The 24,398-nt window shown below is 72.9% G+C and carries 18 protein-coding genes; 7 read left to right on the top strand and 11 right to left on the bottom strand.

What is annotated here, in order from left to right; translation table 11 throughout:
* Window positions 1-178: 178 nt before the first annotated feature.
* The 5 genes from AB0D44_RS16755 to AB0D44_RS16775 all read right to left on the bottom strand — a co-directional run bounded on the left by AB0D44_RS16755 (window position 179) and on the right by AB0D44_RS16775 (window position 5,982).
* Entirely contained in the window at window positions 179-1,759 is a 1,581-nt protein-coding gene (locus AB0D44_RS16755; RefSeq protein ID WP_362590787.1) for an alpha/beta hydrolase, read from the bottom strand.
* Between the two features lie 178 nt (window positions 1,760-1,937).
* On the bottom strand, window positions 1,938-2,384 hold the full coding sequence (locus AB0D44_RS16760; protein ID WP_362590790.1) for a hypothetical protein: 447 nt from the start codon (window positions 2,382-2,384) through the stop codon (window positions 1,938-1,940).
* An 88-nt stretch (window positions 2,385-2,472) separates the two neighbouring features.
* On the bottom strand, window positions 2,473-3,468 hold the full coding sequence (locus AB0D44_RS16765; RefSeq protein WP_362590792.1) for an SCO0930 family lipoprotein: 996 nt from the start codon (window positions 3,466-3,468) through the stop codon (window positions 2,473-2,475).
* Window positions 3,469-3,625: 157 nt separating this feature from the next.
* Window positions 3,626-5,074 (bottom strand): NADH-ubiquinone oxidoreductase-F iron-sulfur binding region domain-containing protein, encoded by a 1,449-nt coding sequence (locus AB0D44_RS16770; RefSeq protein ID WP_362590795.1) that lies wholly within the window; start codon window positions 5,072-5,074, stop codon window positions 3,626-3,628.
* Window positions 5,071-5,982, bottom strand: a complete 912-nt coding sequence (locus AB0D44_RS16775) for a hypothetical protein (protein ID WP_362590798.1) — start codon at window positions 5,980-5,982, stop codon at window positions 5,071-5,073. The genes AB0D44_RS16770 and AB0D44_RS16775 overlap by 4 nt, the downstream gene beginning before the upstream one ends.
* 561 nt (window positions 5,983-6,543) lie before the next feature.
* Between AB0D44_RS16775 and AB0D44_RS16780 the strand changes: the two genes are divergently transcribed.
* Window positions 6,544-7,881 (top strand): helix-turn-helix domain-containing protein, encoded by a 1,338-nt coding sequence (locus AB0D44_RS16780; RefSeq protein ID WP_362590801.1) that lies wholly within the window; start codon window positions 6,544-6,546, stop codon window positions 7,879-7,881.
* Between the two features lie 60 nt (window positions 7,882-7,941).
* Here the strand turns inward: AB0D44_RS16780 and AB0D44_RS16785 are convergent, their stop codons facing one another.
* From AB0D44_RS16785 to AB0D44_RS16800, 4 genes are all read right to left on the bottom strand, one after another.
* A complete protein-coding gene (locus AB0D44_RS16785) occupies window positions 7,942-8,742 on the bottom strand; it encodes a sigma-70 family RNA polymerase sigma factor (RefSeq protein ID WP_362590804.1) in 801 nt (266 codons plus the stop codon).
* 167 nt (window positions 8,743-8,909) lie between these two features.
* A complete protein-coding gene (locus tag AB0D44_RS16790; RefSeq protein ID WP_362590807.1) occupies window positions 8,910-10,292 on the bottom strand; it encodes a DUF1996 domain-containing protein in 1,383 nt (460 codons plus the stop codon).
* 14 nt (window positions 10,293-10,306) lie between these two features.
* Window positions 10,307-10,975, bottom strand: coding sequence for a DUF4142 domain-containing protein (locus AB0D44_RS16795; protein ID WP_362590810.1), 669 nt, complete (start codon window positions 10,973-10,975; stop codon window positions 10,307-10,309).
* 244 nt (window positions 10,976-11,219) lie between these two features.
* Entirely contained in the window at window positions 11,220-11,885 is a 666-nt protein-coding gene (locus AB0D44_RS16800; protein WP_362590813.1) for a DUF2278 family protein, read from the bottom strand.
* Between the two features lie 236 nt (window positions 11,886-12,121).
* Between AB0D44_RS16800 and AB0D44_RS16805 the strand changes: the two genes are divergently transcribed.
* Window positions 12,122-14,074 carry an FAD-dependent oxidoreductase gene (locus tag AB0D44_RS16805; protein ID WP_362590816.1) on the top strand — a complete coding sequence of 651 codons (1,953 nt, stop codon included), beginning with the start codon at window positions 12,122-12,124 and terminating at the stop codon, window positions 14,072-14,074.
* Window positions 14,075-14,200: 126 nt separating this feature from the next.
* On the opposite strand, the gene AB0D44_RS16810 is transcribed toward AB0D44_RS16805, so the two are convergent.
* Window positions 14,201-16,120 (bottom strand): NAD-binding lipoprotein, encoded by a 1,920-nt coding sequence (locus tag AB0D44_RS16810; protein ID WP_362590819.1) that lies wholly within the window; start codon window positions 16,118-16,120, stop codon window positions 14,201-14,203.
* Between the two features lie 153 nt (window positions 16,121-16,273).
* Here AB0D44_RS16810 and AB0D44_RS16815 point away from each other — a divergent pair, with 153 nt between their 5' ends.
* Complete coding sequence (locus tag AB0D44_RS16815) at window positions 16,274-16,570, top strand: hypothetical protein (protein ID WP_362590821.1); 297 nt, start codon at window positions 16,274-16,276, stop codon at window positions 16,568-16,570.
* Here the strand turns inward: AB0D44_RS16815 and AB0D44_RS16820 are convergent.
* Window positions 16,551-17,702: a CapA family protein gene (locus AB0D44_RS16820; protein ID WP_362590824.1), complete on the bottom strand. Its 1,152-nt coding sequence runs from the start codon at window positions 17,700-17,702 to the stop codon at window positions 16,551-16,553. The genes AB0D44_RS16815 and AB0D44_RS16820 overlap by 20 nt on opposite strands.
* A 70-nt stretch (window positions 17,703-17,772) precedes the next feature.
* Here AB0D44_RS16820 and polX point away from each other — a divergent pair, with 70 nt between their 5' ends.
* From polX to AB0D44_RS16840, 4 genes are all read left to right on the top strand, one after another.
* Entirely contained in the window at window positions 17,773-19,506 is a 1,734-nt protein-coding gene (gene polX, locus AB0D44_RS16825; protein WP_362590827.1) for a DNA polymerase/3'-5' exonuclease PolX, read from the top strand.
* 475 nt (window positions 19,507-19,981) lie between these two features.
* Complete coding sequence (locus tag AB0D44_RS16830) at window positions 19,982-21,367, top strand: chloride channel protein (RefSeq protein ID WP_362590829.1); 1,386 nt, start codon at window positions 19,982-19,984, stop codon at window positions 21,365-21,367.
* Between the two features lie 228 nt (window positions 21,368-21,595).
* Window positions 21,596-23,188, top strand: a complete 1,593-nt coding sequence (locus AB0D44_RS16835) for an alpha/beta fold hydrolase (RefSeq protein ID WP_362590832.1) — start codon at window positions 21,596-21,598, stop codon at window positions 23,186-23,188.
* A gap of 49 nt (window positions 23,189-23,237) precedes the next feature.
* Window positions 23,238-24,335 (top strand): serine hydrolase domain-containing protein, encoded by a 1,098-nt coding sequence (locus AB0D44_RS16840; RefSeq protein ID WP_362590835.1) that lies wholly within the window; start codon window positions 23,238-23,240, stop codon window positions 24,333-24,335.
* The last annotated feature ends 63 nt before the right edge of the window (window positions 24,336-24,398 follow it).

Raw genomic sequence — 24,398 nt, forward strand, 5'->3', positions numbered from 1 at the left:
GTACGTCCAGTACGGGGGCATCCGGCCGGCACGCCGAGAGCACGCACCGGACACCGCTCCTTCACCACGGACCTCCGTCAGACACCCCCTAGCGGTCACAGCCGCTGCGTCACAGCCGCTGCGTCGCTGCCGCTGCGGTCACAGCCGCTGCGCTGACAGCCGCTGACTGCTGCCGCGGTCAGAACCGGCCCGGGCCCGCCGGGAACGGCAGCGGCTTCGACGGCTTCGACGGCGCCGCGGAGCCCTGCCGCTCGGCGGGGGCCGGCTCGGTCCGGCAGGTGACGTCCTCGGCGGGCAGCCGGCCCGTGGTCAGGTACGAGTTGACCGGGGCGTTGGCGCAGGAGGCGGGGTCGACGAGGTACACGCCGTGGCCCTCACCGCCGGCCACCAGGACCATCCGCGACCCCTTGAGCGCGCGGTGCAGGCCCTGGCCGCTGGTCAGCGGCGTCTGCGAGTCCCACTCGTTCTGCACCGTCAGCACGTTCGCCTTCTTCTTCATCGGCGTGGCCGCCTCGAGCGGCCGGTCCCAGAACGCGCACGGCTTGACGTTGGACGCGAAGTCCCCGTACAGCGGGTAGCGCACCTTGTCCCGCGCCGCGTCCCGCTCATACTGCTCCGTGTAGCGGGGCCAGCTGCCCGTGTCCCCGCACACCACGGCCCAGAAGACGGCCGTGCCGTTGTCCGAGGCGGGCTGGGCGGCCGCCCGCCCGCCGGTCAGCAACCGCTTCAGCTCGGCCGCGTCCGGCCCCGCGGGCTGCGGCTTGCCCTCGGCCGCGGCCTTCAGGGCCGCGATCAGCGGGGTGGCCTGCGCCGGGTAGAAGAACACCCCCCGTGCGGAGCGGATCAGGTCCCCGTTGACCTTCTGGCCCTCGAAGTCGATCGGCTCCCGGTCGGCGCGCGCCACCAGCGCCCAGAAGGTGTCGGACACCGCCTTCGGGGAGTCGCCGAGCCCGAACTCGGCCGACCGCTCGGCCGCCCAGCCCGTCCACCGCGTGTAGGCGGGCTCGGCCTCGGTCGCCCACACCTGGATCATGCCGCGCCAGATCCGCTGCGGGTCCACGCCGCTGTCCAGCACGAAGCGGTCGGTCCGCTCCGGGAACATCTGCGCGTACACCGCGCCGAGGTAGGTCCCGTACGAGTAACCCAGGTAGGAGACCTTGCGCTCGCCCAGCACCGCACGGATGGTGTCCATGTCGCGCGCCGTGTTGCGCGTGGTGATGTGCGGGAGCACGGCACCGGCGTTCTCGCGGCACTTGTCGGCGACCGTACGGGCCCACGTCACGTCGGAGGAGAAGGTCTCGGGCCGGTACGGCCGGTCGAAGTTCTGCTCGGTGTCGGTGAGTCCGCAGGAGATCGGGCTGCTCGCGCCGACACCGCGCGGATCGAAGCCGATCAGGTCGTACTGGTCCCGCACCTCCTTGGGCATCATCTCGCCCGCCATCAGCGGCAGATCGAGCCCGGGACCGCCCGGACCGCCCGGGTTCAGCAGCATGACGCCGTGCCGCTTGGCGGGGTTCTCGCTCTTCACCCGGGATATCGCGAGGTCGATCGTGGACCCCTGGGGGCGCCGGTAGTCGAGCGGCACCTTGAGGGTGGCGCACTCGTACGAGGCCGGCTGGTCCGGGCTGCACCGGTGCCAGGCGGGCTGCTGGCCCAGGTAGGCCGGCGCCGGCGCGGCGGAGACCTGCGTCGCGGTCAGCAGGGGCAGGGTGGACGCAAGGAGTCCGGCCGCGGCGAGCAGCGGTGCGAGGCGTTTCATGCGCACGATGTGAGGTTCCTTTCGGCGAAGTCGCTTACCCGCCCACCCTGTTGTAAGGAAGGGCGGCGCGAATCATCCCGAAGGTCAGGGCTTGTGCGTCTCACGAATGAGCCGAAATCCAGACAACTGGCCGACACGCCGTCGCTGCCGGCGGCCGGCACGCCTCTCGTCTGTCGATTCAGTGGTGGCCGTCGTGCGCGGAGCCGGTCTCGAGGGCGCCGCCGATGCGGCCCTGCAGCGCCGCCAGGGCGTCCGCTGACGGCGCGGTGACCACCCAGCGGCTCCCCACCAGGTAGGTGCCGCCGTACGCCCGGGCCTCCGCCAGCCAGGAGCGCAGGCCCTCGTCGGCGGCAAAGGTGACCATGCGGTAGGCGACCTGCCCGGTCTGGCAGCCGCCCTCGCGCAACTCCTCGGCCTGGACGTCCACTTGGGCGGTGCAGCCGACGGCCGCGGCGATCTCCTCGATCGAGGCGGACGGCGCCCGGCCCGCCTGCGCCCGCGCACCGTGCGCGGCCGGACTTCCGGCGCAGCCGCCGGTCGGCAGCACCGCGCACACGGCGGCGAACGCCAGCGCGGCGGCGCGCGGAACGCGGCGGTGGGGGCGGGCGGTCGACGGCGACGGCATGGCTCTCTCTTCCTCACGGGCCGACGGGGGAGCGGCCGTGGTGCCCGGGCGGGGAGGGGGCCCGGGCACCACGGGTCCAGGGCCTTTCCTAGTGCGCCGCCTTCGCCTTCTTTCCCTTGTCGGTCACGGCGAACCAGAGGCCCTGCTTGTTGTGCCCGGAAATATCGCCGGGCTCCTTGTCGCCGGTGAACGAATAGACCGGCCAGCAATCGATCGTCAATTGTTCCGAACCGTCGGGGCGCTTTACGGAACCGATGAGTTCGGCAGGAATTCCCGACACCTTCGACTTGTCCACCGGCTTGGCGGGCTTCCAGGTGTCCAGGCACGCATCGAGGCAGCCGATCTTCATCGGCCAGGCGCTGTCCTTGTCGAACCGGTAGAGCGTGCGGCCCTCCCCGTCCGCGAGGATGGCGCCGAGCATGGCGTTCTGCGCGACGGACAGTTCGGCTCCGGCCGCCGGCGCCTTCTTGGCGGCGGCGGCCGGCTTTCCGTCCGCTCCGAGCGCGTGCCAGGTTCCGCCGACGCCCTCACCGAGCGCGTCCCCCGGTTTGGCGTCCTTCGCGTAGCGGTACACGGGCCAGCCCGCAAGGGTCAGCTGCCGGGTGCCGTCGGCCCGGGCGACCGACCCGAGCAGGCCCGCGTCGATCCCCTCACCTGCGGTGGCGTCGTCCGCCGCCACGGGGGGCCACGCCGTCGCGCAGTCCCCTTCGCAGGCGGACTTGGGGGGCTTGGGCGTGTCCTTGTCGAACCGGTAGAGCGTGAAGCCCTCGCTGTCGGTGACCGCGCCGCCCACGTTCGCGATCTCGGCCACCTTCAGCTCCCCGGCCGGACCGCTCTTCGCCTCCCCGGCCCCGCCCGCCGGGGCGGCGCCCGATCCGCTGTCCCCGTAGGAGGGATCGGCCCCCGAGCCCGACCCGTACGCGCCGTCCCCGCCGTCCGCACCGTACACGGACCCGATCTTCTTGCTGTCGCCCGCCGGCTGTACCGCATTCGCCTTTCCCGGAGGTTTCTCGGCGAGTCCGCATCCGGCGGTCAGCAGCAGTACCGCGACCGCCGCCGACCCGGCGAATATCTCACGACGCATTTTCTGCACGATCTCTCCTTCAGGTCCGGTCCAGCGTTTCCGTTCGTCCCTGCCGTAAGTGATACGGGGCCGGGAGCGGACCCGACCCCATTCGCAGGGAATTTGTCGGATCGCGCCAAGAAATGAACCGGGGGACGGTGCGCGGACGTGCACCGGCTCAGTCCTGGATCCGTAGCGCGAGCGCCGGGCAGCGCCGGACCGCGCGCAGCGCCTTCGGCCGCAGCCGCGCGGGCACCGGCATCGACGCCTTGGCCGGATAGCCGTCCGGATCGAGCCGTACGACATCGGGGAGGATGTCCACGCACAGGCCGTGCCCCTTGCACAGCGTCCAGTCCACGACGAGCCGTTGTGGACTCTCGTCGCGTGGCAGCGGAAGCGCTCCCAGCACCCGCCGGCCGCACCCGCTGCCCAGGGCGTGGTCGTAGAACTCGTCGGGGAAGGCGGCGAGGGCCGAGGCCACGAAGTGCGAGGTGCCGTCCGGATGGCTGCACGCACCGCGGCCCCGGACCGCCGTCAGGCGCGCCTCGACCGTCTCCAGGGCCGCGGCGCCCCCGCCGCGGACCACGTCGTCCAGTACGTCGGCCAGCGCCGGCAACCCCCGTACGCAGGGCCCGCACTGACCCGCCGACTCCTTCGCCATCCACCGGGTCACCCGCGCGACCTCGCCGGCCGGGCAGGTGTCCTCGGGCAGCGGCAGCACCGCCCCCGCCCCCAGGACCGCGCCGAAGGCAGCCAGGGACTGCCGGGACACCAGCGCGGAACGCGCGGCCACCGGGTCCAGCCATCTGCCGTGGTAGCCGCCGACCAGGACACCTTCCCCTGGCCCGGTGCCGCACAGCTCCAGTACGTACGGCAGCGAGGACCCCGTCGGCGTCTCGACGACCGTGGAACCGGCCACGGTCAGCAGGACCGTCCCCGGCTCGGCCGGCACCCCCGTGGAGCGGTACTCCCGCGCGCCCAGCCGTGCCGCGACGCCGAGCTGGGCGAAGGTCTCGGTGTTCGACAGCAGCGTGGGCACGCCCCCCAGTCCCCGCTCACTGGTACGCACCTTCTGACCGGAGGGCAGCACCGCACCGCCGTTCAGGCCGCTGACGAGCGCCGTACCCTCCCCGGTGACGAAGCGTTCGGGAAGCCGCGCCACGCGCACCCGGCGCCCGGCCGGGCCGCGTTCGGCCACGGCGTCCCGTACCGACTGTTCCACGTCCGCCCGGGTGACGGCCACCACGACGTCGTCGGAGCCGAGGGCCGCGGCGGCCAACAGGGCGCCGTCCAGCACCAGATGCGGGGCGTGCAGCAGCAGCGCGGTGTCCTTGAGGCAACTCGGCTCGCCCTCACTGCCGTTGACGACGACCGCTGTGGGAGCGTCCCGCCCCCCGGCGGAGCGGGTGACGGCCCGCAGTTTCCGCGCGAACGGGAACCCCGCACCGCCGCGGCCCCGCAGGTCGATGTCGTCGGCGAGGCGGACGAGGTCGTCCGGACGGAACCGGGGCAGCGTGCCGTGCGCGGTGAGATGGGCGTCGCGGTCGAGACGGGGGAGCCGGTCGAGCCCGGCCAGCAGCCTGGGGGCGCCCACGCAGCCGAGGCCGGGGCGCGGCTCGCCGGTCACAGCCACCGCTCCGCGGCGGCCGGCTGCTCGCCGTACATCCGCGTTCTGCGGCCCGCCGTCGCATAGGCCCGGGGGCCGGGCCGCGGCAGCGGCGCCCGCCCGGCGGGCGCGAGCGGACGCGCTGCGCCGCCGCTGCCCGGGCCGGCGCCCGGACCGGCGCCGACGGAGCGGCGGGGGCCGGGACCGGGGCCGGTTGCCGTGCTGGTGCCGGTGCCCGGACGGGGCCCGGGGACGGGAGCGGGACGCGAACGGGTCCCGCGCGCCCGTGACTTCACGCGGAACACGAGCACCGCGGCGACACCGATCAGGCAGAGCGCGTACGCCGCCGTCACCCAGGCGCCGCCCGGACGGCCCGCCTTGAGCCCGTGCACCAGCGACGCGCCCCAGGCCGGGTAGGCGCCGAAGTGCAGGGCCCGCCACCACAGCGAGCGGCTCTTGGTCGCGAACACGCTGCGCACCGCGCCCGAGACCGCGACGGCCACGAAGAGGTAGCCGGCCAGGGTGCCCAGTCCGATCAGGACGGGCCGGTCGCCGTCCGCGAACGGCAGGACCGCGGCGGCCGCGGTCGTCTGCGCCTGCGCGACCTTGACCCAGATGTGCAGGGCCAGGAAGGACAGCCCGGCCACGGCCAGTCCGCGGTGCGCGCCCTGGGCGAGCAGCCGGTGGCCCGGTCCGAGCAGCACCCGGTCGGTGGCCACCAGCCCCCACAGGACGGTGGCGGTGAGCGAGACGAGCGAGAGCACGCCCGCCCCGAAGTCGAGGAAGTCCCACAGATGGGTCAGGGCGCCCGCGCGGACCACCACGATGAGGGAGGCGAGGGCCGCGAGGACCACCGGGGCCGTCGCGGGGTGACGACTCCTGCGGCGGGCCCGGTGCGAGCGGCGATGGTACGGCTGAGACAGGGGCATCCAGATCTCCTGTGCGCCTGGGCCCGAGCACTCCACTTGACGCTCGGCACCCGGGGGTCGTTGTCGCTCGTGCCCGGCAGCGCTGTGACATTCCCGCGCCAGCCGAGGAGCTGGGGCGTGTCGTCAAAGTCCCCCCAGCTACCGCCGGGAGGCGCCCCCGGGCCGGTGGGGCCCACCGGCCCGCCCTTCGGGCGGCCGGCGTTGCTTTGACGACACTCCCTTGGGCCGGAGTGCAGAAGCATCGTGGAGCTACACGGCGCCTCCACAGGATTTATCGAAACGTGATAATTTCTCGCACCGCGTCTACGGCGCGTCGAACGACACCGGAAGATTCCCCTCCAGCGGAGGTTGCGACAGGCCGCCGCGCCGACCGCCGCCTACGCGTCCCCGACGGCAAAATCACGGCAAAACCGCGGGACCGAACGGGGCCGGATCCCTCCAGGAGGGAGTACGAGAGGCCACAACTCTCTTGTGCGGCAGGGCTGTTGGCGCGAGAGGCAACCTCGGCGGGCCTGTCCTCCGCTACCGGACAGGCCTCACCCCGGCACGAACGAGGAAACGATGTGCGAACTTCTGAACCGCATCTGGTCCCGCCCGCGCGGCGAGTGGACCCGCGTCCTGCGACGGGAACTCCCCGCACTGGCCGCCGAGATAGTGGAGGAGCTTCTGCATGGAATTCCGGGAATTTCCGCCCTTACCGATGACAACGATGCCATCGACGACGAACTGCTCAGACAGCGGGTGGAGGAAGCCCTCCTCACCGCACTCGGATACCGAGAAAGGCCAGACGCGCAGGATCAGGACCAGGACCAGCAGCAACGCCCGCACCGAGCCGCGGACATACCCCGGGACTCCGATCCGGTGCACCGGCACGCGAGCCTGGAGGTCGTGGAGGGAAGGGACCACGTCAGGCAGCACGACCGGCACGACCGGCACGACGGACATGGCAGGCAGCAGGAAAGGCCGGACGTCGGGCAGGGCGACCACCGGCACGACGGGCAGGACGTCCGGCTACGCGACCGCCGGGACGACCCCCAGGACCACCGCCGGGACGACCCCCAAGACCACCGCCGGGACGACCGGCCACCCCTCGGACCCGGCGCCGACCGTGCGCGCCAGGACCTCTTCAACGCCCTCACCGATGACCGGACCGCCTCCGCGACCTCCCTCGCCGAACTCGCCGAAGCGGCCGGCTGGCCCCTCCCGGTGGCCGTACGGGCCATCGCGCCTGCCGCGCCCGGGGAAGCCCAGCAGCTGGCGACCGTACTGGACGACGCCCTCGCCGGGACGTTCGCGGGCCGCCCCTGCCTGCTGGTCCCGAGCCCCGATCCCGACACCCGGGTCCCGCTCGAACTCCCGCTGCGCGGCCGGTTCGCCGCCGTCGGCCACGCGGTACCGCTCCGGGACACGGCCTCCTCGCTGCGCTGGGCCCTGCGCCTGCTCGCGCTGACACCCGCCCGCGCGGGTGTGGACGCCCGCCCCGTCTTCGTCGACGACCACCTCTCGACGCTGCTGCTGCTCCAGGACGAGCCCCTGGCCCATGCGCTGGCCGCCCGCTGGCTCCGCCCGCTGGCGGACCTGACCCCGCGCCAGAGCGAACGGCTGGAAGTGACCCTCCTCGCCTGGCTGGAGGGCGGCGGCGCACCCGAGGCCGCCAAAGCGCTGAGCGTGCACCCGCAGACCGTGCGGTACCGCATGCGCCAGCTGGAGAAGCTCTTCGGGCCCGGCCTGCGGGACCCGCGCACCCGGTTCGAACTGGAGATGGCCCTGCGCAGCCGCCGGCTGATGGCCGCGGTACGGCGACAGCACTCGCGGGTGGGGCGGCGGACGGCGCGCGTGGTCACGGCGGACTTCACCCCGCTGGTCGTGGGCCGGATGGCGCGCGTCAACGGCCTGTGAGAACGGCACAGGAGGCACAGCAGCCGGTCCGGCCCCGTACCGACGGGGCCGGGCCGGTCCTCATACGGCCGCCGCAACCGCTCCGCGCATCGTCGAGTTGAGGTCCAGCAGTTCCTCGTACGCCCGGGAGCAGGCCTCGCACCCCGCCAGATGGCGTGCGAGGCCCCGGGGCTGCCGCGCCCGGCCGCCACGGCGGACCGCCGAGCCGAGCATGTGGCCGTAGTGGCCGCACCGGCCCTCGGCCGCGGTGTCCAGATGGGCCAGGAGGTACGCCTCGCGCAGCCCCTCCCGGGCCCGGAACGCCAACGAGGTCACCGCGCTGGGGGTGATGCCCAGCAGCGCGGCGACCTCGTGCGGGGAGTCCTCCTCGACGAGGGTGTGCCACAGGACGGCCCGCCAGCGGGCGGGCAGCGCCCGGAAGGAGCGGGCCAGGAGCCGGCGGTCCTCGCCGGCCAGCAGCCGGCGCTGCGGATCGCCGCCGGCGGCAGCCTGCTGGCACCAGGTGTCGAAGTCCGCCGTCAGGAGCGTCATGCCGTCGCCGTCGCTCCACTGCATCGCCGTGTGGCGGACGACGGCCAGCAGGTAGGCGCGCCACGGACCTTGCGGCCCCGCGCCGGAGCGGACGGCCTGCAAGGTCCGCGCGAAGGCCTCCGACACGAGGTCCTCGGCGTCCTGCGGGGTACGGCAGCAGGTGCGCGCGTACGCGAGGGCCGCCCGCCGGTGCCGCCGGTAGAGGAGGTCGCACACGGACTCGTCCGCGGTGCCCGAGCCGAACCCCTTCCTGAGCCGCCGGGTGAGTTCCCCGTCGGAGGGCGCGGTCGGATGCCGCGGACCGTCCGCGGGGTCACGAGAGCCGGACATGGCACTCCTCGTCGGTTCGGGTCCGGGTGCGGTCCGGGTTCGGGACCCGTCCGGACACAGGTGTGCGGCGTTGGCCCGAAGTCGGCTTCGGGCCAACACCTGTCCCGGCCGGGGCGCGGTGCGAGGGGGAGGGACGCACCCCGTCCGGGAGTCCGCGCGGCCGCGCGTCAGCGGCAGGTCCGCCCCCTGTTGATGCAGTCCACCGCGTTGGCCATCAGGCCGTCCGGCATCACGTTGATGAAGTCCCCGTGGTCGGTGACCGGTTTGTGGAGCTGCTCGGGAAAGCTGTCCACGGCGAAGCGCGCGCCCGGCGCGACCCCGTAGGTGATCCGCTGCACCAGCTGCGGGATGGCGCTGAAGCCCTTCGGGCAGCGGCCGTCGCGGTTCGCGAAGGCCACGTGCGTCCGGTGGTTGGCGCTGTCGGTGTTGCGGCCGTCCCAGCAGCTCTGGAAGGTGAAGGTGCGCACCACGTCGCTGCCCTTGGGACAGATCGGGTACTTGTCCTTCAGCTGCCGGTTCTCGAATCCGGTGCAGCTCCACGAGGCGTTGGCGTTGGCCGTGCCGTTGGTGAAGGCCTTGGCGTCGCCGGTGATGATCCGCAGGAACCGGGGCATGGCCTTGACCTTGCCGGCGGGACTCCCCTTGAAGGTGATCGTGACCTGTTTGGGACGCAGGATCGTGCCGACGTTCGCGTCCTGGCCGCCGCCCGGCGCCTGCGCGTCCCGCTCCGCCTTGCCGTCGCGCAGCCGCAGCACGGGCCAGTAGTAGCTGGACAGGTCGCCGTTGCCGCAGGTGGTGCCGGAGGCGGCGAGGCTGTCGTTGGTGGAGAAGGCGTCGGTGGACTCGTTGCCCACGTAGTCGTGCATGTGGTGCGCGCCGTTGGAGACACCGGGGGCGACGATCACGTTGTCGGGGTTGAAGTGGCCGTTCTCGTTGCGCCCGCACCGCGAGCTGAAGGAGCCCGTGGAGGCGCCGGCCGAGGCCCCTGGCGTGCGCACGTTCGGCCGTACCGTGCCGATGGCGACGAAGTCGCTCCGCGCCGGGCCGCCCTTGCCGCCGATGCTCCGGGCGGCACCCGCGTCGGCGGCCGCGCCGGCCTGCGCGTCCTCCTGCGCGGCAGCCTGCTTCACCTCGCACCCGCTCATGGCCTTCAGCTCCTCGGGACGGGCCGCGGAGCGGGCTATCGCGTCGGAGATGCGGCCGATGGTCGCATCGCGCTGCTCCCGCAGCCCGTCGATCAGCTCCTCTCCCCGCGCCTCGCCCGCGGCGAGCCGCCGGTAGGCATCGGCCACCTGGACGTCCAGCTGGGCGAGGCCCTCGTCCACCTCGGCACGGGCCTGGTCGGGTACGGCGGTGAGCCGGTCACCGACGTCGGGGCAGTCGATGGTGGCGGTCACCTGCGCCGCGCCGCCCGCCTCCCGGCGCCCGTCCTGACCCGCGTTCGCGTTGCCCGCGACGACGGCGACCCCGCCGCCGCCCAGCACCAGTGCGCAGACCACGGCCAGCAGCTTGTTCGACAACCGGGGGCGTTTATGGCCCTTTTCACTCATGCGATCACTTCACTTCACTTCGTCGATCGGACATCGGACGGAGCAGGCGCGGGGGTCCCGTCGGGAGCGTTGAGCGCGTCGAAGTCGACCAGCCCGCTGTCCTCGAGGACCGTGATGTGGTCCAGGACCGTGGCGTTGGCGGACGTGGCCAGGGTGCGGACCATGGAGTTGCGGGTCTGCGCCCGCACTTGGGCCAGCAGCGCGAACACCTTTCCGTGCGCCCGGCGCAGCAGCTGGATGAACAGCCGTTCGTACTCGTCCCCTTGGGCGCGCGTCAGCTGGCCCAGCCATCCGCGCTGCTGCTCGGACGGCTGGTTGGGCAGGTCGACCCCGAGGGCCTGGCCGACCTGGATGACCTGCCGGTCCAGCTCGGTGTGGCCCTCCACGAGGTGCTCTCCGGCCGTGCGGACCGCGGCGCGCGTTCCGCGCTGCTGGGCCTGCCGTCCGGCGGGCAGCTCCCACAGGCCGGCGAGCCGTACCTTGCGTACGAAGTCCCGGTCCGTGGGGGTCAGCGGCCCGTACGCCGTACTCATGATCCCGGCGCCGTCGTCGTCGGCGGCCGGCCGGGCGGCCGACGCCGAGGCGCGGGCGCCGAACTTCTCCACGGGTATCAGCAGCGCGATCAGCGTGAGGGCGAGCGCGGCGATGACGAAGCCGCTGCCGATCGTGTATCTCGTGGCCACCGAAAACCTGCTGAGGGAACGCCGGCGGAATGACAGCACAGTGCCTCCTTGGTCCGTGGGCCGGGAGGGCAGCGGGGCTGGAGGGTCCGCACGCGCCGTACGTTGCACACCCGCATTCCCGGGGTGTCACGGGACGCTAGTGCCACGGGTGGTGCTCACGCCGGAGGACCATCACCATTGGATAAACATCCGGGCGGCGCCCCGAAAGACTGGTATCTTGCCGCGCCGCCCTTGGGCCGTCCGCCTAGACGGGATGCCCCGCGGCGTCCGTGCGGTCCTTCTGGGTCGAGAACTTGTTCATGAACACGTCGTACCGGCCGTCGGGGCGGCGGGTCAGGGTGGCGCCGTCCTGCCAGGTGCCGTTCTCGTCCCACCACGGGCTGCCGTACGGATCGCCCTGGTTCTGGTGGATGTTGTGCATGCCCAGGCCCGCACGGAAAGGCTCGCCGAACACCAGGATCGGCCGGCCGACGACCAGGATCGGCTCGAGGGCGAGGGCGGCGTCCAGGTTCGTACCCGACTTCCAGGGCCGGGACGACGGCAGCCACCGGCCGAGGCACTCCTCGAGCCAGTGGGGCAGCGGGAGCGGGAGCGGGGGCAGGACCGGGCGGCTGCGCAACGCCGGATGCCGGATGTAGTCCAGCGCACCCGACCGGGCCTCACGCGCCAGGTCGTGGTAGCCGGGAGCCAGCGATGCCACCGGGCCGAGCGCGGAGGCGTCCACGGTGAACACCTTCCACTGCACACCGGTCGCGGAGTCGTGGCTGTCCACGTCGACGGCGCACTTGTACCGGCCGTCGGGCGCCTCGACCCTGAGGTTGACGTGGAACCACGCCCCCTCCGTGTCGGGTGTGTCGCGGAAGTGCTGCCGCAGAGTCCCGCACAGAACGCCGTAGTGGTCGAATGGCATGGTCCCGAGTGTTCCAGCGGGCCGCGCGCACGGCCATCAGGACTGGGCCATCGGGGTTCGGCCGAACGGGTCCGGCCGGGCCACCGTCCCCGGCGGCCGATGCCGTGCGCAGTCCGTTCCGCCCACGAAATCCTGTTCGTCAGCGCCGGTCGACCGCGCCCCACGTCCGGGTGGTTGTTCCCCGCCCGGGCGCTTTTCGGCGCTCAAGGCTCCTGCGGGCCGCGAGAGTTGGCCCCATGATCATCGACCCGCCCCCCAGCCCCGAGTCCCCGGCCGAGCCCGCCCCGGCCGCCGCTCGCCGCCCCTCCCGCCGTACCGTCATCGCCGGCGCGGCCGCCGTCGCCGGCGCCGGTGCGCTCTCGGTCGCGGCCGCGTCGGCGGGCACCCCGCAAGCGCCGTCCGGTTCGGCCCGCCCGGACTGGGAGACCTGCCTGACCATCGCCCGGGCCGTCCTCGTACGGGACGAGGACGACCAGCCCCTGGTACCGCGCTACACGGACGTCCTCCTGAAGAACGGCCTGCCCCGCTCCCGCCGCCCCGGCAAGAAGGTGCTGGTCGTCGGCGCCGGGCCCGCCGGGCTCACCGCCGCCCACCTCCTGCGCGAGGCCGGGCACCGGGTCACCGTCATCGAGGCCAACGCCAACCGGGTCGGCGGCCGCATCAAGACCTTCCGTACCGGCGGGCACGAGAGGGCCGCCGCCCCCTTCGCGGACCCCAAGCAGTACGCCGAGGCCGGCGCCATGCGGATTCCCGACAGCCACCCGCTGGTCACCGGACTGATCGACAGCCTCGGCCTCGAGCGCAGGCGCTTCCACCTGGTCGACGTCGACGGGTCCGGCCGCCCCGCCTACCGCACGTGGATCCTCGTCAACGGCCTGCGCGTACGCCGGGCGGACTACGCCCGCAGCCCGCAGGCGCTCAACCGTTCCTTCGGGGTCCCGGCGGCCTACGAGTCCGTGCCGGCGGCGCAGATCGTGCGCAGCGCCTTCGCTCCCGTGCGCAAGGAGATCGAAGGGAAGAAGGACAAGGAACTCGTCGAGGGCTGGGCCCGCGTCATCCAGCGCTACGGCCACATGTCGATGTACCGCTACCTGACCGAGGTGGCGGAGCTCGACGAGCGGACCATCGACCTGATCGGAACGGTCGAGAACCTCACCTCCCGGCTGCACCTCGCCTTCGTGCACAGTTTCATCGGCGCCTCGCTGATCAGCCCCGACACCGCCTTCTTCGAACTGCCCGGCGGCACCGCCACCCTGGTCGACGCGCTCTACGGCCGGGTGAAGGACCTGGTACGGCTGGACCGCCGCGCCACCCGGATCACGCACGGCGAGGGCAAGGTCACCGTCGACACCGTCTCCGAAGGCCGCGGCGGCAGCCCGGTGCGCCGCGAGTCCTTCACCGCCGACACCGCGATCATCACCGTCCCCTTCTCCGGACTGCGGCACATCCCGGTCACCCCCGCCCTCTCGTACGGCAAGCGGCGCGCGGTCACCGAACTGCACTACGACGCCGCCACCAAGGTGCTGCTCGAATTCAGCCGCCGCTGGTGGGAGTTCGACGAAGCCACCTGGAAGCGCGAGCTGGAGGCGGTGCAGCCCGGCCTCTACCGCAAGTACCAGATCGCGCAGACCCCGGAGGCGGGGGGCCTGCTGGGCGCCCACCCCTCCGTGCCCAAGGGCCACATCTCCGACGCGCAGCGCGCCCACTACGCCGCCTGCCGTCCCGTCACCCGCGACCAGCCCGAGGCGGCCGGGGTGATCGGCGGCGGCTCGGCCACCGACAACCCCAACCGCTTCATGTTCCAGCCCTCCTACCCCGTCGAGGGCAGCGCCGGCGGCGTGGTCCTCGCCTCCTACAGCTGGTCGGACGACGCCCTGAAGTGGGACTCCTTGGACGACGAGGAGCGCTACCCGCGCGCCCTGGCCGGAGTCCAGGAGGTGTTCGGACAGCGGATCGAGGTGTTCTACACCGGAGTCGGCCGCACCCAGTCCTGGATGCGCGACCCGTACGCCTACGGCGAGGCCTCCGTACTGCTGCCGGGGCAGCACACCGAGCTGTTCCCCCACATCCGCACGCCCGAGGGCAGCCTGCACTTCGCCGGGTGCCACACCTCCATCAAGCCCGCCTGGATCGAGGGGGCGCTGGAATCCGCGGTGCGCACCGCGCTGGAGGTCCACCTGGCGCCGTGAGCGGCCGCTCCGGCACGGGGCGCCGGCCTGGCCGCCGGCGCTCGGCGCCGACTCCGGGCGCCGACTGCGGGCGCCGACTGCGGGCGCCGACTGCGGGCGCCTGCGCCCGGCGTCGGCGCCCTCCCGTCAGCTCTCGGCGAGCACGATCAGCCAGTCTTCCGCGGACAGCCGGACCCGTTCCCGCTTGTCGGGGTTGATCCTCAGCCCGTAGGCGGGGCCCGTGGCGGCCCGGGCGCGCAGCCGGTAGCCGACGGCGCATTCCCGGCGGCGGCGCGCCGACTCGACGAAGGTGGCGAACGGGACCTCACGACCGGCCCGGACGTAGTCCGCGGCCGGTTTGAGGTGGAACTCGCTGCCCTCCGCGTCGAACAGCTCCTCGAAGACCTCGGCGAGGTAGGGGCTCTCCGAGATCTGGGTCATCAGCAGACTGATCAGCCTGCCGCTCACGATGAAGTCGGCGCCCTCCCGTGCGGGCGCGAGGAGCCGGTTGCCGTCGTCGGACATCTCGGTGGTGAGCGACAGCTCCGCCCGTGAGGCCTCCGCGATGGCCCGCAGGTGCAGCAGCGTGACCAGTGTCCTGTCGTCCGCCAGGGACTCCTCCGGGTCGGCGGGGGAGAGGGCGGCCGTGCCCGTGTCCGCGGGACCGGCCTCACCGATGACGATCACGCTGTCGTACGAGGGCACGTCCAGCTTGGCCAGCACCCGGGGATCGGTGATGTCGCCGCCGTGGAAGGCCACTTCGAGACGGCGCCGGGCCGTCGCCGCGCAGCTGTTGCCCGCCCCCTCGTCGAGAGCGACGACGTCGAGAGCGCTTCCGGGGCTCACGTACTGGTCGAGCTGGTCCACGACGAACGGAGCGCGGCGGTTCCAGCCGAGCAGCAGCAGGCGCTCGGGCCGCCCGGCCGCGGGCCGGACCGTGACGATCGCCTCCTCGTCGACGCAGCAGGCCGCGTCCACCGGTACGGCCGTGTCATCGTCCTGGGAGATGACGATGATCCGGTCGCCGGGGCCGAGCGTACGGCCCGGATCCGGATTGAGGCGGACGCGTCCGCCGGCGTGCAGCAGGCCGACCACGCAGGACGTGGCGAACGACAGCAGCGCCTCGCCGAAGGTGCGCCCCGCGAGGTCCCCGGCGGCCACGGTGTAGAACTCGTCGCCCGCGTAGTCCAGCAGCTCCTGGTACACCAGCGAGAGGCCGGGCTCGCGGGCGGTCTGCACGAGGAGCCGGGCGACGATGTCGTCGACGCACAGGACGTGTCCGCCCGGCCCGGCGGCCAGCCTGGCGGTGACGTGGTGGCGGGCCTCGCGGACGGCGGCCACCACCACGCTTCCCCCGCCCTCCGGAACGGCCGCGTTGAGGGCGAGCAGGGTCTTCACCACGTGGGCGTCGCCGGCCGTCCCGCCGGGCGGCAGCACGAGCACGGCCTTCGCCGTGCGCGGGCTCACCCTGACCAGTTCCGCGGGGTCGGTGGTGCTGCCGTTGCGGCAGATGATGCGCGTCCTGCCCCGGTCGGCGACGCGGCCCGAGAGCTCCTCCTCCATCTCCACCTTGTCCTTCGGGGCGAGCACGGCGATCGCAGAGCGGCGCTGATTGGCGTTGGCGGCCACCAGCTCCGCGGCCACGGGAAAGATCTGGTCGGACCATCCGAGGACGACGGTGTGCCCGGCTTCCAGCACGGTGGAATGGCCGAGACGGAGCGACATGATGCGCCGGTTGATGCCGGTGGTGATCAGACTGACCAGCGTCGACACGAACAGCAGGGCGACCAGGGCGAGCGCCACCGACGCCAGCACGTAGAGCGGCGGGCCGACCGCACCCCCGATCTTGAGCGTCTGCCCGACGCTGACCCATACGGCCGTGAGCCGGCCGGAGAGGGTCGCCGGGGCCGACCGGTCGGCCCAGACGAGCACCGCGCTCGCCGGGACCACCACGGCCAGGCAGGCCAGCGCGAGCCAGCCGATCAGGGTGGTGGTCCCGCCCGCCACCAGATGGTCGAACCGGTACCGAAGGCGCTGCCGGAGGGACGTCGTGTGCTCCTGCGCCATGCACGCTTCCTTCGGATCGGCACGCCTCTCGAAGGCCCCTCGTGCTAACCCGCCGGCGACCGATCGGTTACGGGTGAACCGGGCGGGCCACCCCGGCGGCAGGCGGAAGCGGGTCCGCGGACCTACGGTGGTTCAGAGAACGAGGAGGCTGCCATGCAGGAGACCTTCGTCTGGGTGACGACGCGACGCATCAAGCCGGGCACGCTGGAGGAGTTCGAAAGGGCGTGGCGCCCGGGGTCCCACCCGGACGGCATGAGCCGCGCGTTCGCGTACTGGTCCGAGGACGGGCAGGAGATCACCGGGGTCTCGCTCTGGGACTCCCGGCAGGCCTGCGACGACTGGCGGTCCTCCGACGCGGAGAAGGAGCGCCGCGAGGTCATGGCCCCGTACGTCCTCGAGGAGCGCGAGAGCTTCTACCGGGGAGGCGAGCTCACCGTTCCCGGACGGTGACCGGCGGCCGTTCCGGCGGACGCACCGGACGGACCGCGAGGTCGCCCTCCCGGTCGAGGGCGATGAGGGTGCCGAACTCCCGGCTGGTCCGGGCGAGGACCTCGTACAGCCAGCCGCAGTCCTCCCGGGAGGCGTGCCGCAGGCGCATCCGGTGGGCCTGCAGCGGGACCAGGCGGGCGTGGTCGAGGCGGCCGGTGCCCGGCTCGAGCGCGACGAGGTACAGCAGGCGCAGGTCGTCGCGGTACTGCTCGTGGCCGCCGATGCCCTCGTAGTCGTCGATCAGGTCGCCGCAGCCGTACAGCACCGGATGCCCCCGGTACACCTCGAACGCGCGCGGATGGTGCGAGGAGTGCCCGTGGACGAGGTCCACGCCGCCGTCGACGAGCGCGTGCGCGAAGCGGATCTGGTCGCGCGGGACGGTGTGGCCCCAGTTCGAACCCCAGTGGACCGAGACGACCGTGAGGTCACCGGGCCGCTTGGCCCGCCGGACGCGCGCGGCCACCTCGGCCGCGGCGGCGTCCGAGGCCTCGAAGAGGAAGTCGACCCCGCTGCGCTCCGCCGTGGCGGCCCAGGTGTGGGGGATACCGCTGGACGCCATCCCCAGGGAGAAGACCAGCACGCGCCGGCCGCCCGGCAGGGGAAGGACCGCGGGCCGCCGCGCCTCGTGGAGGTCGCGCCCGGCCCCGGCCGTCCGCAGGCCCGCGCCGGCGAGCGAGCCGAGGGTCTCGGTCAGCCCGCGGCGGCCGTAGTCCAGGACGTGGTTGTTGGCGAGGACGCAGAGGTCCGGCCGGGCGGCCGCCAGGCAGGGCAGGTTGGCGGGGTGCATGCGGTAGTGGACCTCTTTGCCGGGCCAGGCGTCGTCGCTGCGGGTGACCGAGGTCTCCAGATTGAGAATCCGCAGGTCGGGCGCGGCCGCGTCGAGGAGACCCAGCGCCTCGCCCCACGGCCAGGAGAAGTCCGCCCGCCGGGGGACCGGGCCGCTCGCCGCCTCCGCCAGCTCGACGTACGTGCGGGCATCGGTGACGTACGCCTCCACCAGGGCCGGATCGCCGGGGTGCGGAAGGATCTGGTCGATGCCGCGTCCCAGCATCACGTCACCCGCGAGGAACAGCGTCACGAACTCGCCGTCCATCTCTCCAGGCTAACCACGGCGTGCGCGGCCCGGCGCGCCCTCCCGGGCCGTGCGGGGGCACCCTGGAGACATGGCCCGAGCCAACGACGAGGTCGAGGCCCTCCTCCAGGAGTACGCCGATCTCATCTCGATCCGGGGCGGGGAGGCCTTCAAGGCCCGCGCCTACGAGAAGGCCGCCCGCGCCGTCGGGGGCTACCCGCAGGACGTCGCGACGCTCGACGCCAAGAGCCTGCTCGAGATCCCCCACGTCGGCAAGTCGGTGGCGGACAAGATCATCGAGTACCTGCGCACCGGCCGCATGCCCGTCGTCGACGACGCCAGGGCGTCCGTACCGGCCGGAGTGCGCGAGCTGATCGCGATCCCCGGCCTCGGCCCCCGCAAGGCCATGCTGCTCTACGAGGAACTGGGCATCACCTCGCTCGACCAGCTGGTCGAGGCCATCGGGCAGGAGCGGCTGCGCGACCTCAAGGGCTTCGGCGAGCGGACCGAGGGCAACATCCTGCACGGCATCGCGGTACTGCAGAAGGCCGGAGAGGGCCGCATCCTCGTCAGCGCGGCCATGGAGGTGGCCGAACAGCTCGTCGGCGAGCTGTCGGACATCCGCGGCTGCGTCCGGTGCACGTACGCGGGGTCCCTGCGCCGGATGAGGGAGACCATCGGCGACATCGACATCCTGGTGGCCGCCCGGCGTTCGAGCCCGTTCATGGACGCCCTCACCGCCCACCCGCACACGGCCGAGGTCATCGCCCACGGGGAGAAGAAGACCTCCGTGCGCACTGCCACCGGCCTCCAGGTGGACCTGCGGGTCCTTCCGCCCGCCTCCTGGGGCGCCGGACTGCAGTACTTCACCGGTTCGAAGGCCCACAACATCCGCACCCGGGAGCTGGCGGTGCGCCAGGGCCTCAAGCTCTCCGAGTACGGCCTCTTCGACGTGGAGAGCGGCAAGAGCCTCACCTCCGAGACGGAGGAGGCCGTGTACGCCCGGCTGGGGCTGCCCTGGATCCCGCCGACGCTGCGCGAGGACCGCGGCGAGATCGCGGCCGGGCTGCGCGGCGAGCTCCCCGACCTGCTGACGGAGAAGGACATCCGCGGCGACCTGCACACCCACACCGACCTCACCGACGGGCTGGCGCCGCTGGAGGACATGATCGCCGCCGCTGCCGCGCGCGGCTACGCCTACTACGCGGTCACCGACCACGCCCCGAACCTGTACATGCAGCGGATGACCAGCGAGAAGATCCTCGCCCAGCGGGAGCGGGTGCGCGCCCTGGACGGCGCGCACCACCGGATGCGGCTGCTGCACGGCACGGAACTCAACATCGGCCCGGACGGCACCGTGGACTGGCCCGACGAGTTCCTCGCGGACTTCGACATCTGCGTGGCCTCCGTCCACTCCCACTTCAACCAGAGCAGGCAGGAACTCACCCGCCGCCTCGTGCGCGCCTGCGAGAACCCGCACGTCGCCGTCATCGGACACCCCACGACCCGCCGGATCGGCAAGCGCCCCGGCATCGACGCCGACTTCGACGCCGTTTTCGAGGCCTGCGCGCGCACGGGCACCGTGCTGGAGATCAACGCGCATCCCGAGCGGCTCGACCTGTGCGACGAGGACATCCTGCGCGCGAAGCGGTACGGGGTGAAGTTCGCCGTGAACTCCGACGCGCACGCCACCACGCACCTTCCGTACATGCGCTACGGGGTGGCCACGGCGCAGCGCGGCTGGCTGACCAAGGACGACGTCGTCAACACGTGGCCGCTGGCGAAGCTGCGAAAGTTCCTGGCGGAGAAACGATCTGACGGGTAGTCGCGCCGGCGACCCCGTCCTCCTGCCGGCCCTCGGACCGGGGGACCGGCCTCGGGTCCCCGCCCCCGGCGTCCGCCTGCCCGTGACGGCGCAGGCCCGTCGGCCGGAGCCGTCCCGCCGTGCTCCCGCCCCGCGTGGCGTGCCGCGGAGCGGGAGTCGAGAATGAGAGAGCCGGACAAGATCGGTACGTCGTCCCGCCCCGCAGCACCGCGGCGGGGGACGCTCCCACCCGCAAGGGCCGCCGCAGCGAGGGGACGACGCGCGCGCCCGGTCGGGCAGCGCCGTTCCGGGGCGATCGGCAGGCGCCCCGCCTCCCGTCCGCTCCACCTGTACTGGCCGTACCCATCAGCCCCTGTCCCCTGACCGGTTGATCCCCGCGCCCGGACGACCGCCGCCATGCCCTCGGCGGCCGACCCGGGAAGCCCGGCCACGGGCACCCGAGAAGCCTGGCCACGGGCAAGGAAGCAGGCGAGCCATGACAGAGCCCAGTGCTCGACCCGCGGGTCCGGGAAGCGGTCAGCAGCCGCAGGAGGCCGACCGGTTGCGTGACATCCTGCGCACGCCCCGCTACCTGAAGGTGCTCGCCTTCGCCGCCTTCACCGGCGTTCCGGTCTCCCTGATGGCGTTCTGGTTCCTCGTGGGACTGCACGAGCTGGAGCGCGTTCTCTGGGCGGACCTTCCGCACGGCCTGGGCTGGGAAGACCCGCCGTGGTGGTGGCCCTTCCCCCTGCTCCTGCTCGCCGGGACCGTCGTCGGGCTGGTCGCCGCCCATCTGCCCGGCGCCGGCGGACACGTCCCCGCGGCCGGCCTCCATACCGGCGGGACCTCGCCGGTCACCCTGCCGGGCGTCCTGCTCGCCGCGGCCGCGAGCCTGCCCTTCGGCGCCGTCCTGGGACCGGAGGCACCGCTGATCGCCCTGGGCGGCGGCCTGGCGCTGCTCTTCCACGACCTCACCCGCGCTCCGGCGACCCCGCAGAGCAATGCGCTGCTGGGCGCCGCGGGCGCGGCCGCCGCCATCGCGGCGATCTTCGGCAACCCGCTGGTCGCCGCGGTGCTCCTGATCGAAGTGGCCGGGGTCGGCGGGCCCCAGCTGTTCGCGGTCATGCTGCCGGCCCTGCTCTCCAGCGGCGTCGGGGCCCTGGTCTTCACCGGTTTCGGACGGTGGACCGGGCTTCAAACGGGCAGCCTCGGCCTCGAGCTGCCCACGCCCCTCCCGCGCCTGGACGCAGCGGACGTGCTGTGGACGCTCCCCATCGCCCTCGTCCTCGCCCTCCTCCTGCACCCGGTACTGACGGCGGCCCGACGCGTCGCCGCGTACGTCGCGGGCGGCGTGCTCCGGCGCACCGTGCTGTGCGCCGTGGCGGCCGCATCCTGCGCCGCCCTCTACGCCCTGATCACCGGGCGGACCCCCGCGGACGTCGCCCTGTCGGGGCAGACCGCCCTCGGCCGACTGGCCGCCGACCCGCACGCCTGGGGCGTGGGCGCGCTGGTCGCCGTCCTGCTGCTCAAAGGGACCGCCTACGCCCTCTGCCTCGGCAGCCTGCGCGGCGGCCCCGTGTTCCCGGCCCTCTTCCTCGGAACGGCCGCCGGAGTGCTGCTGGCCCCGCTGCCCGGCCTGGGCCTCGTACCGGCCATGACGGCGGGCATGGCAGCGGCCACGGCCGCCACCCTGCGGCTACCGGTCAGCAGCGTGGTCCTCGTCGTGCTGCTGCTCGGCGGCTCCGCCATGATGCCCCTCGCCATCCTCGCGGCGGTGATCGCCTTCATCACCACCGAACTGCTGCCCACCGGCACCGCCCCGCCCCCCGCTCCGCGCGCCGAACACGCCCAGGCGGACGCGGACCGCCCCGAGCCCGTCTGAGCTCGGGTCAGGAGCCCCTCACCGGCCGTGGCCCCCGGCCGTCATGAGGTCCTTTCAGGGGATGTGCACGCACACCCCCGTGGAGCGGGTGAGGTGTACCGGACGGCCGCCGTCCGTCCGTGTGCGGGCCGTCGGACCGCCTGGTAGCGTCGATTACGTGCGTTCCACCCACACCGCGGCGGCGTTGCCCTGCGGGGCAGCCGTTGACCGGCAGAGGAACGGGATCACATGGCACGGCACAGCTTTCGTACGGGGGCAGCGGCGGCCGGGCTCGCCCTGGGCCTCCTGACGGCACCGGCCCCCAGTGCGGGGGGCGCCACACCACCCCACACCGGCACCACCCACAGCGCCGGCCACACCGGCACCAATCACAGCGCCGGCCGCGGCCCGGCTCCCGCGTCGCGCTTCGTGCCGGGGCCCTGCCCCACGACGCCGGAGCCGATCGAAGCGCTGGCCACCGCCCGGTGCGGATTCCTGGAAGTCCCGGAGAACCGTTCCCGTCCCGGCGGACGGACCATCCGGCTGGCCGTGGCGGTCGTCCCGGCCACCTCGGCGAAACCCGCCCCGGACCCGGTGGTGTTCATGTCCGGCGGCCCCGGGGGCGAGACGTTCGACGACATCCCGTTCCTGGTCTCCTCCGGCCTCAACCGGGACCGCGAACTGATCATCATGGCCCAGCGCGGCAATCTCTACGACAAGCCCAACCTCGCCTGCCCGGAGCTGGACCGCTTCTACGCCACGTCCGTGGGGCTCCCCTCCTACGCACCGCAGACGGAGCGGCTCATGCTCGACGCGGCGAAGCAGTGCCGTGACCGCCTGACGGCCGACGGGACCGACCTGAGCGCCTACAACAGCACCGAGAACGCCGCCGACTTCGCCGACCTGCGCACGGCGCTGGGCATCAAGCAGTGGAACGTCTACGGCCATTCCTACGGCAGCAACCTGGCCATGACCTACCTGCGCCTGCACCCCCAGGGGATCCGCGCGGTGGCGCTCGACTCCATCGCCCCTTCGCAGTCCGTCTCCCTGCCCTTCGCCTGGGCCGGCGCCCGGGAGGGTCTCGACCACCTCTACAAGGCCTGCGCGGCGGAGCCCCGCTGCAAGAGCCGCTACCCCGACCTCGAACGGACCCTGAACGAGCAGGTGCGCAAGCTGGAAGCCCGGCCCCTGACGCTCAACGTCCGGCCGCCGCAGGGCGGTGACCCCGTGAAGGTGGTCCTCGACGGAGGCGCGCTGGTGAACCTGCTGGTCGCCAAGGCCATTCCGTTCGCCGAGGTCCCGGCGGCGATCGACGAACTCGGTCGCGGACGTCCGGAGCGCTTCGCCCGGGCCCGCGCCGCCGGCTCGGTCCAGGTCGACGGCCAGACCGCCCACGGTCTGACGCATTCGGTGGTGTGCAGCGAGTGGGTGCCGGACCACTCGGCGTCCGACGTGCTGGACGCCGGCCGCCGGGCCTTCCCGGACTGGCCGGACCCGGTCCTGGCCCAGGCGCCCCAGCTGGCGTTCCAGGAACAGGTGTGCCGTGTCTGGAACGTCCCGGACCGCACCGCCACGATGCGGGTGGCCCCCGTCAGCTCGGTGCCGACGCTCTTCCTCAACGGGACGTTCGACATGAAGACCGGGGCGAGCTGGGCGCAGAAGACGGCCCGTGCGCTGCCCGACTCGACGACCGTGCAGATCCCCGGCATCGGGCACTGGGTGGTCCCGCAGTCGCCCTGTGCCCAGAAGGTGCTGGCCTCCTTCCTCGCCCGTCCGACCGCGCCCGACACCGGCTGCGTGGCGGGCCTCAGGTGGGAACCGTTCACGATCACCCCGAAGTGACCGGCAGGGCAGAGGGCAGCTTCGGGACGTTGGAGAGCAGGTGGTGTCCGTGAAACGGTTGGTGTCGTTGTGCACCGTCGGCGGCGCGGTGGTCGCCGTTGCCCTGACGGGTGTCGCCCACCCGCAGGCATACGCGACCGGCGACGACCGCGGGCAACGCAGCGCGGAGGTCCTCCAGGAGCTGGTTCCGTCTCCCGACGGCCCTGGCTGTGCGGCCGCCGTCGGCAGCAAGGGGCGCGTGGTCTGGGAGGCGGGGAGAGGCAAGGCCGATCTGGCGACCGGGCGCGCCATCACCTCGAAGACGGTCTTCGACATGGCGTCCAACTCCAAGCAGTTCACCGCGGACGCCGTCCTGTTGCTGGCGGGGCGCAACCAACTCGCCCTGACGGACCCCCTGTCCGACTTCCTCGACGACCCGCCCGCCTGGACGCGGGGCGTCACGCTGGGCGACCTGATGCGTCACACCAGCGGCATCCCCGACTACCAGGACCTGCTGGAGGCCAAGGGCATCGAGCTGACGGATCCGGCCGGCCAGAAGGAAGCGATCGCGGCCATCCTCGCCTCACGGCCGGAGGATCCGCCGGGCAAGCGCTTCTCCTACTCCAACTCCAACTACCTCCTCCTGGCACATGTCGTCGAGAGGGTCACCGGCAGGCCGTTCCCGACGTTCCTCCAACAGGAATTCTTCACCCCCCTGGGCCTGCGCATGACGCTGTCCCCCGCGGTGGACGTTCCCGGCAAGGCCACGTCGTACGACGAGAAGGACGGCTCCTTCCTTCCCAACTCCTCCCCCTGGAAGCAGTACGGAGACGGGTCCGTCCACACCACCCCCGGGGAATTCGTCCGCTGGGCCGACAATTACCGCACGGGCCGGATCGGTGGAAAGCAACTGCTCGCCGGCGTCACGCAGGGAGCGGTGAGCGTGGGCGACGTCCTGCGCCAGCGCGGCATCGAGGAGGGGCGGTACGGTGCCGGAATCCTCGTCCTGCCCGACCAGAGCCTGGTGCACCGCGGAGACTGGGAGGGATTCCACAGCAGCTTCAAGGTGAGCCCGGACCGCAACACGGCCGTCACCGTCGTGTGCAATGTGGATACGCCCGACAACTTCCGTGCGGCCAACCAGCTGATGGACATCTGGGCCAAGTGAGGGGTGATCGGTGCGGCGCAGTACGCGCACGGGACCCCGGCCCGGGCGCGGAACGCAGACCCC

Origin of the sequence: Streptomyces sp. NPDC048349, assembly GCF_040651925.1 — a bacterium.
Lineage (GTDB): Bacteria > Actinomycetota > Actinomycetes > Streptomycetales > Streptomycetaceae > Streptomyces.

Excerpts from the sequence above, each read along its gene's own strand:
- AB0D44_RS16755 (WP_362590787.1), bottom strand. The coding sequence starts at position 1,759 with ATGAAACGCCTCGCACCGCTGCTCGCCGCGGCCGGACTCCTTGCGTCC.
- AB0D44_RS16760 (WP_362590790.1), bottom strand. The coding sequence starts at position 2,384 with ATGCCGTCGCCGTCGACCGCCCGCCCCCACCGCCGCGTTCCGCGCGCC.
- AB0D44_RS16765 (WP_362590792.1), bottom strand. The coding sequence starts at position 3,468 with ATGCGTCGTGAGATATTCGCCGGGTCGGCGGCGGTCGCGGTACTGCTG.
- AB0D44_RS16775 (WP_362590798.1), bottom strand. The coding sequence starts at position 5,982 with ATGCCCCTGTCTCAGCCGTACCATCGCCGCTCGCACCGGGCCCGCCGC.
- AB0D44_RS16780 (WP_362590801.1), top strand. The coding sequence starts at position 6,544 with ATGTGCGAACTTCTGAACCGCATCTGGTCCCGCCCGCGCGGCGAGTGG.
- AB0D44_RS16785 (WP_362590804.1), bottom strand. The coding sequence starts at position 8,742 with ATGTCCGGCTCTCGTGACCCCGCGGACGGTCCGCGGCATCCGACCGCG.
- AB0D44_RS16790 (WP_362590807.1), bottom strand. The coding sequence starts at position 10,292 with ATGAGTGAAAAGGGCCATAAACGCCCCCGGTTGTCGAACAAGCTGCTG.
- AB0D44_RS16800 (WP_362590813.1), bottom strand. The coding sequence starts at position 11,885 with ATGCCATTCGACCACTACGGCGTTCTGTGCGGGACTCTGCGGCAGCAC.
- AB0D44_RS16805 (WP_362590816.1), top strand. The coding sequence starts at position 12,122 with ATGATCATCGACCCGCCCCCCAGCCCCGAGTCCCCGGCCGAGCCCGCC.
- AB0D44_RS16810 (WP_362590819.1), bottom strand. The coding sequence starts at position 16,120 with ATGGCGCAGGAGCACACGACGTCCCTCCGGCAGCGCCTTCGGTACCGG.
- AB0D44_RS16815 (WP_362590821.1), top strand. The coding sequence starts at position 16,274 with ATGCAGGAGACCTTCGTCTGGGTGACGACGCGACGCATCAAGCCGGGC.
- AB0D44_RS16820 (WP_362590824.1), bottom strand. The coding sequence starts at position 17,702 with ATGGACGGCGAGTTCGTGACGCTGTTCCTCGCGGGTGACGTGATGCTG.
- polX (WP_362590827.1), top strand. The coding sequence starts at position 17,773 with ATGGCCCGAGCCAACGACGAGGTCGAGGCCCTCCTCCAGGAGTACGCC.
- AB0D44_RS16830 (WP_362590829.1), top strand. The coding sequence starts at position 19,982 with ATGACAGAGCCCAGTGCTCGACCCGCGGGTCCGGGAAGCGGTCAGCAG.
- AB0D44_RS16835 (WP_362590832.1), top strand. The coding sequence starts at position 21,596 with ATGGCACGGCACAGCTTTCGTACGGGGGCAGCGGCGGCCGGGCTCGCC.